The 14418-nt window shown below is 36.2% G+C and carries 12 protein-coding genes and 1 riboswitch; of the genes, 1 reads left to right on the forward strand and 11 read right to left on the reverse strand.

Features of this window, described 5'->3' with window-relative positions:
* Positions 1-122 precede the first annotated feature (122 nt).
* Both nagA and C8C76_RS08525 read right to left on the reverse strand, forming a co-directional pair.
* A complete protein-coding gene (gene nagA / locus C8C76_RS08520) occupies positions 123-1268 on the reverse strand; it encodes an N-acetylglucosamine-6-phosphate deacetylase (protein ID WP_108140690.1) in 1146 nt (381 codons plus the stop codon).
* A 96-nt stretch (positions 1269-1364) separates the two neighbouring features.
* Positions 1365-3782: a Lon protease family protein gene (locus C8C76_RS08525; RefSeq protein ID WP_108140692.1), complete on the reverse strand. Its 2418-nt coding sequence runs from the start codon at positions 3780-3782 to the stop codon at positions 1365-1367.
* A 240-nt stretch (positions 3783-4022) separates the two neighbouring features.
* Between C8C76_RS08525 and C8C76_RS08530 the strand changes: the two genes are divergently transcribed.
* The gene (locus C8C76_RS08530) at positions 4023-4703 is read left to right on the forward strand and encodes a redox-sensing transcriptional repressor Rex (protein WP_108140694.1); all 681 of its coding nucleotides are present in this window, start codon (positions 4023-4025) and stop codon (positions 4701-4703) included.
* Here C8C76_RS08530 and hydA read toward each other — a convergent pair.
* The 9 genes from hydA to C8C76_RS08575 all read right to left on the reverse strand — a co-directional run bounded on the left by hydA (position 4672) and on the right by C8C76_RS08575 (position 14405).
* Positions 4672-6060, reverse strand: a complete 1389-nt coding sequence (gene hydA, locus C8C76_RS08535) for a dihydropyrimidinase (protein WP_108140697.1) — start codon at positions 6058-6060, stop codon at positions 4672-4674. The two genes, C8C76_RS08530 and hydA, sit on opposite strands and share 32 nt — an antisense overlap.
* 16 nt (positions 6061-6076) lie before the next feature.
* A complete protein-coding gene (locus C8C76_RS08540; RefSeq protein ID WP_108140699.1) occupies positions 6077-6805 on the reverse strand; it encodes an ABC transporter ATP-binding protein in 729 nt (242 codons plus the stop codon).
* Positions 6792-7496, reverse strand: coding sequence for an ABC transporter permease (locus tag C8C76_RS08545; protein ID WP_108140701.1), 705 nt, complete (start codon positions 7494-7496; stop codon positions 6792-6794). The genes C8C76_RS08540 and C8C76_RS08545 overlap by 14 nt, the downstream gene beginning before the upstream one ends.
* A gap of 80 nt (positions 7497-7576) precedes the next feature.
* Positions 7577-8404 (reverse strand): substrate-binding domain-containing protein, encoded by an 828-nt coding sequence (locus tag C8C76_RS08550; protein ID WP_108140703.1) that lies wholly within the window; start codon positions 8402-8404, stop codon positions 7577-7579.
* 136 nt (positions 8405-8540) lie between these two features.
* Positions 8541-8661: riboswitch (molybdenum cofactor riboswitch) on the reverse strand.
* Between the two features lie 72 nt (positions 8662-8733).
* Entirely contained in the window at positions 8734-10398 is a 1665-nt protein-coding gene (locus tag C8C76_RS08555; RefSeq protein ID WP_108140705.1) for a glycoside hydrolase family 13 protein, read from the reverse strand.
* Positions 10399-10431: 33 nt separating this feature from the next.
* On the reverse strand, positions 10432-11649 hold the full coding sequence (locus tag C8C76_RS08560) for an MFS transporter (protein WP_108140707.1): 1218 nt from the start codon (positions 11647-11649) through the stop codon (positions 10432-10434).
* Positions 11650-11716: 67 nt separating this feature from the next.
* Entirely contained in the window at positions 11717-12712 is a 996-nt protein-coding gene (locus C8C76_RS08565; protein WP_108140709.1) for a LacI family DNA-binding transcriptional regulator, read from the reverse strand.
* 8 nt (positions 12713-12720) lie between these two features.
* Positions 12721-13542, reverse strand: coding sequence for a carbohydrate ABC transporter permease (locus tag C8C76_RS08570; RefSeq protein ID WP_108140711.1), 822 nt, complete (start codon positions 13540-13542; stop codon positions 12721-12723).
* The gene (locus tag C8C76_RS08575; protein ID WP_108140713.1) at positions 13542-14405 is read right to left on the reverse strand and encodes a carbohydrate ABC transporter permease; all 864 of its coding nucleotides are present in this window, start codon (positions 14403-14405) and stop codon (positions 13542-13544) included. Before C8C76_RS08575 ends, C8C76_RS08570 begins: the two co-directional genes overlap by 1 nt.
* Positions 14406-14418: the final 13 nt, after the last annotated feature.

The following is a 14418-nucleotide window of genomic DNA, read 5'->3' on the forward strand; positions in this document are numbered from 1 at the left end:
TTTATTATCTACTTATATTATATGCCCAAAGTCAGGGAAGGTCAAAAATGCAAAAGAGTAAATTTCAGTTTTAAAAACAGATTAAAGGCAATTAGCTCTCTCAATCTATATAATTCTTAAATTTATTGCCTTATTTCTTTTCCCTTAACAAAGGTCTTCTGAACTTTAAAATTCTGATCAAAAAGCACCAGATCAGCCTGATAACCGGACTTAAGTCTGCCCAACTTATGGGCTAAATTTAATTTTTCAGCCGGATTTAAAGTTACCATTCTGAAGATTTCTGGAACTGTTAGATCTGTAACTTCAAGTAAGTTTCTTACTGCCTGATCAAGAGTTAAAACACTGCCTGCTAAAACACCGGATTCAAGTCTGGCAGCCCCATCTTTGACAATTACTTTTTGGCCGCCCAACTCATATTCGCCCTCTTCTAAGCCGGTTGCCTCCATTCCATCGGAAACTAAAATTACTCTGTCGACACCCTTGGCCTGAATGGTAAACCGATCGACAGCCTGATGGTGATGGATCAAATCAACAATTAATTCTACTGTAGCTTCCGAATCAAAGGCAGCTCCAACCAGACCCGGTTTGCGGTGGTGCAGACCGGTCATCGCATTATATAAGTGGGTAAAGTGATCCATTCCTGCCTGATAAGCCTGCTGAAATTCTTCGTAAGTTGCGGCAGAATGACCGGCAGAAGCAGTGATTTTATGCTCGTTAAGTTCTTCAATTAGCGCCAGTGCTCCCTCAACTTCAGGAGCCATAGTTACAATTTCTACTACATCATAAAAATCTCTTAAAAGTTCAAGCTCTGGCTTAATTAAATTTTCACTGTTCTGGGCGCCAATATAATCAGGACTAATAAATGGTCCTTCAACATGAGTTCCCAGAACCTGAGCACCATCTGTGCCCTCTTTTTTAGCCTGACGAATATTTTGCAGAGCAGCCTGAATTTTATCTCTGGCCATTGTCATAGTTGTCGGCAGAAAAGAAGTTACCCCATGAGAGGCCAGAACTTTACTGATTTTATTTAAGGCCTCAGCCGAAGCGTCCATGGTATCAAAACCTCCACCACCATGGATATGGGTATCGATCATTCCCGGAGCAAGATAACCACCCCGGGCATCTATAACCTCCATTTCAGCTTCCTCACTTAGATTATAGGCAGCCACTTTTTCAATTTCAGCCTCTGCTTCCGAAAAAATTAATGAGCCATTATTAATTATTCTATCTTCTAAAATTATATTTGCATTTTTAATTATTTTTCTCATTATTTTCACCTCTAACTACAATCTATCTGATTTTAAATATTATTTAAAGAAAATCAACAACATTTTTTATTCAGATAAATTGCTGGACTAATTTATTTAATCTTCATCGCTATTATTTTCTGCATTATTTTCTTCTTCATCTTCTTCTAGCTCTCCATAACTTTCTGCTTCCAGCTCAGCATATTCTTCTAATTTTTCTTTTACAGCACTGTGGATTTGATCCGCCTCTTTAGCAAGCATAATCTCCAGCGCCTGATCAATATCATCTATACTGTAAAGGTTGAATTTACCCTGATCTACTGCTTCAACCACTTCCTGATTCAGCATTAAGTTATCCAGATTTCGCTGGGGAATTATCACTCCCTGCTCACCAGTAAGTCCTTTAGTCTGACAGACTTTAAAGAATCCTTCAATCTTTTCGTTGACTCCACCTATTGGCTGAACAACTCCTTTTTGATTCATTGAACCAGTAATTGCTATGTCCTGCCGAACCGGAATTCCAGCCAGGGAAGAAAGCAGAGCGACTACTTCAGCACAGGTTGCACTATCACCGTCAACTCCACCATAACTCTGCTCAAAGGCAATCGAAGCTGTAAGGCTGAGTGGGGAATCCTGGGCGTATTTACCTCCTAAATAACCGGTTAAAATCATAACACCTTTGCTGTGAATCCGACCACTCATCTTGGCCTCCCGCTCAATATTAATAACTCCTTCTTTACCAAGATAACTGCGGGCTGTGATTCGGGCTGGACGACCAAAACTGTAATTACCGGCCTGATAAACCGAAAGCCCATTAATTTGACCAATTTCACTGCCGCTAACATCCAGCAGAAGGTGATCTCGATCAATCTGCTCCTGAATTTTTTCTTCCAGCAGATTGGAGCGCCTCTCCTTTTCATCAATTGCTTTTTTGACAGAGCTGGCACTGACAATTTCTTCACCAAAACTATCTGACCAGACATCTGCTTCTACCAAAATCTCTATAATTTCATTAAATTTAGTTGAAAGTTTTTCGCGATCACCTGTCAGACGAGAGCTGAAATCAATCATTGCTGCAACTGCCTCTGCACTGAATTCTTTAAGCTCATCCCTATTGATCACTGAAGAAATAAAGTCAGCAAATTTTGCTATATTCTTTTTGTTTCTCTCCATTTCGATATCAAAATCTGCTTTAATTTTAAAGAGCTCAGAAAATTCGTCATCATAATTATATAGTAAATAATAAATATAGGGAGAACCGATCATAATAATTTTTAGATCAAGCTCAACTGCTTCCGGCTTTAGAGTAATTATTGGTACACTTCGGTACTGTTCCCCAATGTTTTCAACTGTGATCTCCTGATTAATTAAAGCCCGCTTGAGAGTATCCCAGCAGAAGGGATTTGTCAGCAGATCTTTGGCATGGACAATTAAAAACCCTCCATTTGCCCGGTGCAGTGAACCACTTCTGATCATTGTAAAATTAGTGGTAATAGTTCCAAACTGGCTTTTACCCTCAATCTTACCAAATAGGTTATAATAAGTAGGGTTTTTCTCATAAATCACTGGGGCTCCTTCAGTTTTACTGTTATTAACAAAAATATTGATCTGATAGCGGATAAAGAAGCTGCCGTCATCATCCTGCTGCATTGCCAGAAACGGATTTTGCTGATCCTCATCATTACTGCGGAAGCGGTCGATATTATCTACTATATCCTCCTGAACTTCTTCTAAATAATTAACTATTTCCTCACAGTCTTCATATTTATCCTGCAGGTGACAGATTATTGGCTGAACAACAGAAATACCTATCTTTTTTTCTAAAGCTGCCAGTTCATCCTGTGCCTCTTCCTTAATCGAACGAATCTCCCTCATTATCTGAGAAATTTCATTCTGGATTTTTTGACTCTTATTTCTAATTTCGTCTTTTTTCTCATCATCCATCTCTTGAAAATCTTCGCGCGAAATTGGTTCTCCATCCTCATCAATTGGTACAGGCACCAGACCCTGCGAGGTATTCTGCAGCATAAACCCTCTTTCTCGAGCGGAATCTTCAAACTCCTGCATTACTTTATTAGATTTAGGCTGATACTCATTTAAAATTTCTTTCCTTTCAGCCTCATACTCCTCTCCTTCAAATGCACGGGGGATTTCTTCCTGCAGTTCTTCGACTATTTTTTCCATATCAGTTTTTAAATCATTGCCCATTCCAGCAGGTACCCTCATCACTCTTGGTTTTTCTGGCTCAGAAAAATTAAAGACATATAAAATATCCTTTGGCTGCTCCATTTTGGCTGATTTTTCTTCGGCCATATTCTCAGCATATGTTGATTTTCCGGTTCCAGATTCCCCAGCCATAAAAATATTATAGCCGCTCTTATTAACTCTCATTCCAAAATCGAGCGAATCAGCTGCTCTATTTTGACCAATTATTTCTTCATCAATTGCAGAAAGTTCTTCTGTTGTTTCAAAATCGAGTTCTTCTGCCTTAAAATTAAAATCTAAGTTTAAAATAGGAATTTTATATTTATCCATTTTTTTCACTCCTTCTGCTGCAAAATTATTATTTTAAAATCATTAGTTAAGAAAATTCTAACATAAACTTCTTATTTATTAATTCTTCAAAAAGCAAATATATCCTGCCTCGAAAACCAACTGCTTTTTACAATCAATTTTAGGAAAAATATGCTAATGATTGTTGAAAAAAGTTCTCAATTAAGATAAAATAAAATTAAAGAATGTTATTTTTTTAACAATAGTACTGGGGGTTAAATTATGGGAAAAGAATTAAATAAAATACCAGATATAATAATCAGCCGTCTACCTGTATATTATCAGCATCTAAAAAATTTGCAGAGTTCAACCAAAGAATATGTTTCTTCGGAGGAGTTGGCCGAGTTAACAGGGTTTAGCAGCTCTTTAATTCGTAAAGATCTAAGTTATTTTGGAACTTTTGGTCGTAAAAGTTATGGATATGATGTCTACTATCTTTTTCAGCAGATAAGTATTATTATGGGCTTTAATTATAAAAAGAAAGTAATTATTATTGGAGCCGGACATCTCGGCCAGGCCTTAGCTTATAACAAAGGTTACACTGAAAGAGGTTATAAATTGATTTCTATCTTTGATAAAAATCCAAAGTTAATTGGGCTGGTAATCAATGATATAGAAATCCAGAGTGTTAATAACTTAGAAAATTTCCTGCAGAATAATAAAGTTGATGTAGCAGCCTTAACTGTTCCTGGAGCTGCAGCACAAAAAATAACCGACCGCCTGGCAGCGGCCGGAATTAAAGCTATCTGGGATTTTACTGAAGTGCCCTTAAAAGTCCCGGAAGATATTTTGTTGGAAGAACAGTTAATTAACGAAGGCCTCTGCAAATTATCAGTAAAAATGAATCAGCAGCGCCTCGATAAAAATGGTACTACAGAAGACTTGAGCTGTGGGCAAAAATAAATCTACCGCTTCCCTTTTCTGCCCGCAGTTTATTATCAAAAATCAGCTCGCCGCGTCTAAATGTCATAACCGGATATCCCTTAACTGTAAAATCCTGATAAGGACTGTACTCAGCTGCAGAATGTAAGTTTTCTGCAGTTAATTTTTTCTCTACATTTGGATCAAAAACTGTTAGATCCGCATCAGTTCCCGGCTCAAGCGAACCTTTTTCCGGGTAGAGTCCGAATATTTTAGCTGGATTAATCGAAAGCAGCTCTACCATTTCTCTAATTGTAATTCGATTATTTCTAACTCCTGAACTGTAAATCAAGGACAATAAAGTTTCGGTTCCCGGTATTCCCGGCAAAATTTCCAGGCTGGAATCTGACTGCATTTTTTTTTCTTTATTAAAAGCACAGTGATCAGTTGCTACAACCTGAAACTCACTCTGACTGATGCCCTCCCATAGAATTTGGTTATCATATTTATTTCTCAGTGGTGGTGTCATTAAAAATAGCTGGGCATCCTCACGGGTTAAATATGAATTATCAAGCATTAAATAATGAGGAGTTGTTTCTGCATAAATTTGAGCTTTCACTGCTCTTAATTCTCTAACAGCTTCCAGTCCTTCTGCAGAAGACAGATGAACAATATAGAGTGGAATATCAGCTTTCAGAGCCTCTTCCCCCATATCTTTAACTGCTAGTGCTTCCGCAGCTGCAGGTCTAATGGAAGGATGGTATCTGGGCTCTATTAAATTTCTTTTGCTGTAGGCGGCTTTTAAATCCTGGATTAAATCATCATCTTCAGCATGTACCTGGGGTAAAATTTCAATCTCTTTTAAGCGTTTAAATAATTCAGACCATTTATCCCTTTCTATCATATAACCAACATCTTTATAGGTAGTAAAAAGCTTAATACTTGCCAGACCCAGTTCCTTTAAATCGGCTAAATTCTCTGAAATTTTAGAGTTGAATTTCTGAACTACCTGATGAAAATTATAATCTATAATTGAATCCTGAGCTTCCTTTTTTCTTTCAGCAACTGATTTTTTGAAGTTTCCATCTTCTGGAAAATCAATATAGTCAATAACAGTTGTTACTCCTCCGGCTGCTGCAGCAATACTACCCTGATAAAAATCATCTGCAGTTACAGTCCCTCGAGAGTGGAGTGAATAGTGGGTATGGGCATCTATAATCCCCGGAAATAGATATTTACCAGCAAGATCAATTACTTTAAATTCTCCTTTTTGTTCATCTGCTTCAAAAAAACCACGCTTTTCTTCAGCAGCAATTTTTTCTCCCTCAATAACTAAATCTGACTTTCTGATACCTTTATCATCAACAACTTTGGCATTTTTTAATAGGATTTTTTTCATTTTCTTCACCTCTATATTATACTAATTCTGCTATTGGGGATTCGATTCCTGCACCAAATAATTCAAAATTGAAATTATTTATAGCTTTAGTTATTTCTACTTCTCCAGCTTTAAGTAAAGTTATCTGGTCTGCAAGCTGTTTAATCTGCCTCCTGTCATGACTGACCATCACCACAGTCATCTCATCGGTCACCAGATCAGCAAAATGAGAATTAAAAAATTGAATGCTTTCTTCATCTAAATTTGTAGTTGCTTCATCTACAAATAAAATCTCGGGATCTGAAATCAAAGCTCTAGCAATTGAAGTTTTTTGTCTTTCTCCTCCAGAAAGAGTATGAGCTGACTGTTCCAGCAGGTCAGTTATTTCAAGTCTGGATGCTATCTCTTTTACTTTTTTGTTGATTATTTCCTGATCAATATCTCTTAGTTTTAAAGGTAATGCAATATTATAAAAAACATTACCGCGGTAAAGATAAGGATCCTGCCAGATTACAGAAAGTTTGCGCCTGAGTTCTAAATTCTGCTGATCTTTTTTTACTAACCGGCCTTTATAGAAAAGTTCTCCCTGATAATCCTGGTCAACCAGACTTAAAATATTTAAAAGAGAAGTTTTACCACTGCCATTACCGCCAATAATAAAATTAAACTTATTTTTTAAAACTGAAAACTGATCGATATCTAAAATAGTCTTATCCCTGCAGACCTTTTTAATCTTTTTAACTTCAATAATTTTATCTTCTGGCATAATTTTTTCCCTCCTGCAGAAAATAAGTAACAAAATTAATTAAAAATGAAAGCGATAAGAGAATAATTCCTAATGCCAGGGCAAAAGCAAAGCGGCCTTTATTTGTTTCCAGAGACATAGCAGTTGTTATAGTTCTGGTAACTCCTTTTATATTTCCACCCAGCATCATGGAAACTCCAATCTCTCCTAAAACTCTACCAAATCCAGCAATCACAGCACCAATAATTCCATATCTAGCTTCTAAAATTAAAAGCTTAAACTTCTGGCTGCGGCTGGCCCCCATTGAAGTTGCTGTTTTGTAAAGTTTTTCATCCATTGAAAATATAACATTTCTAATCAGAGCAGTTATTAAAGGTATGATCAGTATTACCTGCCCCATTATAATTCCAATTGGTGTAAAAAGCAGATCCAGCTCTCCTAAAACTCCTCTGCGTGATATAAGTGAGTAAACAAAAATACCGATCACAACTGTGGGCAAGCTGAGCAATGTGTTTAAAATAATATTAATAAATTTCTTGCTTTTAAATTTATTCCGGGCAATTAAAATTGCCAGTGGAATAGAAATAATTGAAGCTATTAAAGTTGATGAGATAGAAATTTTAAGTGAAGTTGTAACTACCTGGATAACTTCTGGATCAAGGTTGATTATTAGCTGTAGAGCTCTGATTATTGCATCAGTATAATAGTCCACATTTTTCCTCCTGAATATCAAAATTAGATTAGCCAGCTGCAGATTAGAACTGTAGCCAGCTGAGTTTTTTAAATTTATTTTTACTCTTCTAAATCTTCTGCTTTAATTGCGGAAGGGTAAAATAACTGTTCATCATACTGCATATAATTATCAATTATCTGCTGCCCCTGCTGAGAAGTTACATAGCCGGTAAAGGCCATTGCCAGCTGGTAGTTTACATGTGTATGATAGGCGGGATTAATTGGAATGATTCCATAAGGATTAAAGAGCTCAGGATCTCCACTATTTACAATTTCCAGTTCAACATCCCCACTGTAAGCTAAATATGTTCCTCTGTCAGCTAAAATGTATGCCTGACGCTCATTGGCCATATTAATACTGGGTCCCATTCCCTGACCGCTTTCTAAATACCAGCTGCCTTCTGGAGCTATCTCAGCACTATCCCAGATAGATAGTTCTTTCTTATTAGTGCCTGAATCATCACCACGAGAAACAAATTCTGCTTCTTCCTCTTTAATTTTCTGAAAAGCCTCAACTGCAGTTTCTGTCTCTTTAATATCTGCTGGATCTGATGGTGGCCCTAAAATGACAAAGTCATTATACATTACATCTCTTCTGTTAACTCCATAGCCGCTGGCTACAAATTCATCTTCTGCTTCTCGTGCATGGACAAAAATAATATCTGCATCCCCATTACGGCCGAGCTCTATAGCTGCACCGGTTCCAACTGCTACGACATCAACCCGCACATCAAATTTTTCTTCAAATGGTGGAATTAACTCATCCAGCAGACCTGAATTCTCGGTACTTGTTGTAGTGGCCATTGTTAAAACTTCCTGAGCAGCCGCAGCTGAGCTAAAAATCAGCATTAATATTAATAATGATAATAAAATTTTCTTAATTGACATAGTAATCCCCCTATTTTGATTTACATATATTTTTTTCTGGTTAAATCTAATCATAAGCTCGAAAAACTAAAAATATGCTCAAAAAAATAACTCCCGGCAGCATTACCGGAAGTTTTAGGGCGGATTAAAATTAATGCAATCCAAATCGATCACTCCTTTCCATTCCGGGAGGCCCAAAGGTTTCCCTCTAAACCCTATCGGTGTATTAAGCATAACTATTCATCTTAGCTTAAATACACTCGGAGTTGTGCGACTATTCTTACATTAATGATATATCTATTTGATTTTAAAGTCAAGCAAAATTAACTTTGGTTTCCTTATTTTGTTTATTAATAGAGATAAACTCTCGCTTCATAAGGTCTTAAACTGGCCTGAACTTTAAAATCAGCTTCATTTTGATAATTATTTAAGATCAATTCTGCTTTTTCAATTTCTACTTCAGAACTCAAATCATAGTCCACTTCATTTTCACTGAAGTTTAAAAGCACAAGCAGATTATTATCTTCTCCCAACCTCTGATAGGCATAAATATCCTGATCTTCTTCAAGTAAAATATCATATTTACCGTAGGCAAAAACTGAATATTCTTTGCGCAGAGCAATCATCTGCTTATAATATTCAAAAACTGAATCCTCAGATGCCAAATCTTCTTTTACATTGATCTCAGGATAGTTTTTGTTCATTTTCAACCACGGCTCAGCCTCAGAAAAACCAGCATATTTACTGCCATCCCAGTGCATCGGTGTGCGGGCATTATCTCTGGTTCGGTAATTAGCAATTTCTAAAATTTCTTCTTCACTCAACTCTCCCTTTTCCTGAACATCCTTAATATAACCACGAGTTTCAATATCATCAAAATCATCTAAGGATTCAAAACTAATATTTGTCATCCCAATTTCTTCACCCTGATAGATAAACGGAGTTCCTCTTAGGGTGTGCAGCATTGTTCCCAGAAGCTTAGCTGACTCTTTTCGATACTTGCCATCATCTCCATAACGAGAGACGATTCTGGGCTGATCATGGTTGCAGAAATAGAGACTGGTCCAGCCGTTATTTTCCTGCAGCTTATACTGCCACTCACTCATTAAATCCTTGAGCTCTTTTAGATCCCATTCAGTTATCTTCTCCCAGCCCTCTTTGCGGTCAAATTCAAGATGCTCAAAGGGAATTACCATTGAGAATTCTTTTCTTTCTTCTTTGACAAATTTTAGTGCTTCATCTTTATCCACAAAAGGAGTTTCACCCACTGTCATTGCATCATAATTATTATATGTTTCCTCGGCCATCTCCTGGATAAATTCATGCACTCGAGGACCATTGGCAAAATATTCGTGTCCTGCAAGTCCATCCTGCTCACCGTCAGGAAAACGCTGATCTTTAGAAATTAAATTAATTACATCAAGTCTAAAGCCATCTATACCTTTTTCAAGCCACCAGTTAATCATCTCATAAAGATCATTTCGAACTTCAGGATTCTCCCAGTTTAAATCTGGTTGTTTGGGTGAGAAAAGATGCAGATAATATTGATCAGTATTTTCATCATACTTCCAGGCAGAGCCGCCAAAAAATGCCTTCCAGTTATTGGGAGGTCCATCATTTTTGCCGTCTTTCCAGATATAATAATCACGATAGGGATTATCTTTGCTTTTGCGGGATTCTTCAAACCACTGATGTTCATCAGAACTGTGATTGATCACCAGATCCATAATCAATTTAATGTCTCGCTCGTGCAGTAAAACCATCAATTCCTCTAAATCTTCCATTGTCCCAAACTCATCCATAATAGCTTTATAATCACTAATATCATAACCATTGTCATCATTGGGGGACTGATAAACCGGATTTAACCAGACTGCATCTACTCCAAGTTCATCTAAATAATCTATTTTTTCTATAATTCCTCTTAAATCTCCAATTCCATCACCGTTGCTGTCTTTAAAACTGCGGGGATAAATCTGATAAACTACCGCTTCTTTCCACCATTTTTTATTCATTGTTATACCTCCATTGTCATTAATATATATTAATTATGCTGCATTTTTAGCAGCCTGACTACTAAGCTTAGTAATCAGATTATTAATTAGTAAAAATGTAATAAATAATATGATTATAAAAACTGGAATTATCTCCAGCGAAATATTATTTGCCAGCACACCTGCTAATCCAGGCAGTAAAGCTCCTCCAAGGCCGGCAGCTGAGATCTGCATCCCAATTGTATTGACAGTGTGTCCTTTCCCAACTCTGTAAGAAGTGCTGGATATTAAAGCCGGAAAAATTGGAGCAATAGCAATTCCGGTTAAAGCTAAACCGAGCAGAGACAACCACTTGCTTAAATTTATAGCTATTAAAGCACTTCCAAAAAGGCCTAAAAAAGCTGCATTTTTGGCAATTTTCCTGCTCAAAAACTTATAGGCTAAAAACCCAGCCAGAATTCTACCAACTGTAAAAGAACCCCAGTAGACACTTACCCAAATACCTGCTATTGAAGTCCTTATTCCCCTTGATTCAGTAAAAAGGGTGAAAGTCCAGTGCCCGAGAGTTAGTTCAATTCCAGTATAAATAAAAAATAATAACACACTTAAAAGAGCCGGAAAATATTTGAGAGTCTCAAACATCTTTATCTCCTGCTGCTTATTTTTACCACGTTTTTTATTACTTTGCTCTGCTGCTTTACTCGCCTTTTTTGGATCCTGCCAGAGTGACAGAGTCAGGGCAAAGGTCAGGGCCAGCAATATCTGGGCTGAACCGACAATCAAATAACCAACCCTCCAGCTGTCAAAATATTTGATAGCCGAAGACATAATTATTGGTCCGATTGTAACTCCAACTCCAAAGCTGGCATGCAGCCACTGCATTAAACCTTCATTAAAATTTTTTTCTACATATGTATTTAATCCGGCATCAATTGCTCCTGCCCCAAGGCCTGCCAGAACAGCAAGCAGCGGTAAAAGCCACCAGACAGGAACAAGAGTATAACCTATTAAGGCTAAGGCTGTAGCCAGACAGCTTAAAGCAAGCAGAACTGCCACACCAATTTTACGCATAAAAAATCCATTAAAAAAACTGGAAAGCAGATAACCTGTAGTTGAACCAATTAAGATTATCCCCAGCGCATCAAGGGGAAGAGAAAAACTGTCCCTCATCTCGGGCCAGGCAACCCCGAGCAGCCCATCTGGTAAGCCAAGGGAAATAAAAGCAACATAAATTAAAGCAATTAATAAATATTTTTTCTTCTTGTGATCCATAAAAACACCTTTTCTTCAATTTATTTTATATTTATAAATAATATCATATCAGAAAAAAGTTATTATTTTAAGCAGTTTCTCGTTTCAGTAATTTTAATTCTAACTCTTTACTGAATTTACCTTCTATTTCTCCATTAATTGCTTTAAGCAGCACTTCAATAGTCAGGTGTCCTAACTGATACATGGGCTGCCAGATTGTTGTGATCTTTAGATATTTAGCCAATTCTATATTATCATAACCGACTACTGCAATATCATCTGGAGCCTTGAGCTTTTTTTCTTCCATAGCCTGCAGGACACCGATTGCCTGATTGTCAGAAGCGGCAAAAACTGCTGTCGGCCATTTTTCTTCCGGAAGGGAAAGGATCTCCTGCATTGATTGATAGCCGTCTTCAGTATGAAAATCTCCAAATTTTAAAAGTTCAGAAGCCAGCTGCAGGTTTTTTGATCCAAGAGCTTTTTTTACACCTTTAAGACGATCACTTCCATGCTGACTTTCTTTTAAACCATCTATAAAAGCAATCTTTTTATGTCCCAAATTTAGCAGATAATTAATTGCCATTTCAGCACCCTTAATATCATCCAAATAGATTGAATGAAAGTCAGATGTGTTTTCATCTGCAAGTACTACCGGTACATCCTCTTTTAATAATGCTTTATAATCGTGCTTTGAAATATCCATTGTCACAGCTGCAATACCATCTACCTTTTTACTCTGCACTATATCCATAATCTTATCCATCATTTTTTCATCTTTATCAATCTTGTATAATATTAAATCAATTTTTTCTTCCTCCAAAGCATCCTGAATTCCTTTTAATACTTCGACAAAATAATGATCAATAAAAGTTGGTACAATAACTGCAATCGCATTGGCAGTTTGGCTTGCCAGATTCTGTGCTAACTTATTAGGACGATAATTTAGTTCTTTCATTACTTCCAGGACTTTATCTCTAGTTTCTTCTTTAACTTTTTGACTGTTATTAAGAACTCTTGAAACTGTTCCAATCCCAACTCCAGCTTTTTTTGCTACATCATAAATATTAACCTTATCTTTAGCCATACTATTAATTATCCTTTCACTGATCCCCTCATAACTCCACTGATTATTTTCTTTTGTGCAATAATATAAACCAATAGCATAGGGAGTAATGCAAGTATATAAGAAGCAAAAGCTAAACTATAATCTGTACTAAACTGTGATTGAAAAACATGTTGAACTAAGGGTAATGTCATACTGGAACGATCACTAATCATCAATAATGGTAATAAGAAGTCATTCCAGGCCTTTAAAGCAGTTAAAATTGCCACTGTGGCATTAATTGGTTTAAGTACAGGAAATATAATCCTCCAAAAAATCTGCCAGACATTTGCACCATCTATTATAGCCGCTTCTTCTATACTTTTTGGTAGAGTTTTTATATAACCTACATAAATAAAAACATTTAAGGGTAGGGCATATACTATATATAATAATATAAGACCATGAAGATTATCAAGGCTAATCATTGCCATTTCTTTAACTAAAGGCAGCATAATTAAAGGAAATGGTATAAACATTGCACTAATAAAATAGAAATATAGAAATTTAAAATATTTTTTATGCATATTTCTTGCTATAGCATAAGAAACCATTGAATTAACAACCAATACAATTGCCACCGTTGGAATAGTAACATAAGCACTGTTTTTTAAACTCTGAAAATAATTAGTCAGTTTAATTGCTTCTAGATAATTACGAAATTGAAAAGTATCCGGTACGGCCAGTATCGATTCTGCCAGCTGCTGTGGGTTTTTTAGTGAAACTATTAAAGCCATATAGAGTGGAATTATTATAATAAATGATCCTAAAAGAAGTAAACCTGTCGCCCACCAATTTGTTTTCTCTTTCATTAGTAATCCACCTCACGTTTCTGCAGTACTTTGATCTGGAATAAAGAAATAGATAAAACTACAATTAAAAAGACAACTGCATTTGCAGTTTGATAGGCAAATTCTCCACCCATAAAACCACCATTATAAATAAGTAATGTTATCGATTCTGTTGCCCGTCCAGGTCCTCCCTGAGTTAAAGCCATAATATGGTCAAAAACCATTAAAAACCCGCGCATAGAAATAACAATATTAATGGTGAAAAAAGGAGCAATCAACGGAAATGTAATATGCTTAAACTGATCCCATTTACCTGCACCATCTATTTTAGCTACCTCATATAATTCATCTGGAACTGTTTGTAAGCCAGATAGATATAACAGAGTATTAAACCCACTGGAATTCCAGACAGCAAGAATAACTACTCCAACCCAGGCTAAATCCATATTACCTAAAATATTTTTGCTTAAAATATCTATCCCCAGGTTGCGGCCAATTTCTGGAACTATAAATGTAAAAATATGATTAAAAATATAACCAACAACTAATATACTCAACATATATGGAACAAAATAAATTGCTCTAAAAGTATCTTTAAACTTAATTTTTGCATTTAAGCCTAAAGCAATTAATAAACTCAGTATATTTACTATAATTGTTGATACAATAGCAAATTTAAATGTGAAAATATAAGCATCAAAAGCTCTTCCATCATTCAATAGATTAATAAAATTTCTAAATCCAACAAAACCATAGTCTCCAAATCCTATGTAATCTGTAAAACTATAAAATATCCCCTGTAGAGCCGGAAGTGTGTGAAAAACAAAAAATAGTATAAATGCCGGTATTGTCATCCAGTAAAATATGGATGAAGTTTTTTTCATTACTTTCTCCTCC

Source organism: Halanaerobium saccharolyticum (assembly GCF_003053565.1).
In the GTDB taxonomy this organism is placed as follows: Bacteria; Bacillota; Halanaerobiia; order Halanaerobiales; family Halanaerobiaceae; genus Halanaerobium; species Halanaerobium saccharolyticum_B.

What these genes read in the sequence shown, in the direction of transcription:
- C8C76_RS08565 (WP_108140709.1), bottom strand. Translation starts at nt 12,712, where the DNA reads ATGGCTAAAGATAAGGTTAATATTTATGATGTAGCAAAAAAAGCTGGA.
- hydA (WP_108140697.1), bottom strand. Translation starts at nt 6,060, where the DNA reads ATGAAAAAAATCCTATTAAAAAATGCCAAAGTTGTTGATGATAAAGGT.
- nagA (WP_108140690.1), bottom strand. Translation starts at nt 1,268, where the DNA reads ATGAGAAAAATAATTAAAAATGCAAATATAATTTTAGAAGATAGAATA.
- C8C76_RS08560 (WP_108140707.1), bottom strand. Translation starts at nt 11,649, where the DNA reads ATGGATCACAAGAAGAAAAAATATTTATTAATTGCTTTAATTTATGTT.
- C8C76_RS08575 (WP_108140713.1), bottom strand. Translation starts at nt 14,405, where the DNA reads ATGAAAAAAACTTCATCCATATTTTACTGGATGACAATACCGGCATTT.
- C8C76_RS08570 (WP_108140711.1), bottom strand. Translation starts at nt 13,542, where the DNA reads ATGAAAGAGAAAACAAATTGGTGGGCGACAGGTTTACTTCTTTTAGGA.
- C8C76_RS08555 (WP_108140705.1), bottom strand. Translation starts at nt 10,398, where the DNA reads ATGAATAAAAAATGGTGGAAAGAAGCGGTAGTTTATCAGATTTATCCC.
- C8C76_RS08525 (WP_108140692.1), bottom strand. Translation starts at nt 3,782, where the DNA reads ATGGATAAATATAAAATTCCTATTTTAAACTTAGATTTTAATTTTAAG.
- C8C76_RS08530 (WP_108140694.1), top strand. Translation starts at nt 4,023, where the DNA reads ATGGGAAAAGAATTAAATAAAATACCAGATATAATAATCAGCCGTCTA.
- C8C76_RS08550 (WP_108140703.1), bottom strand. Translation starts at nt 8,404, where the DNA reads ATGTCAATTAAGAAAATTTTATTATCATTATTAATATTAATGCTGATT.
- C8C76_RS08540 (WP_108140699.1), bottom strand. Translation starts at nt 6,805, where the DNA reads ATGCCAGAAGATAAAATTATTGAAGTTAAAAAGATTAAAAAGGTCTGC.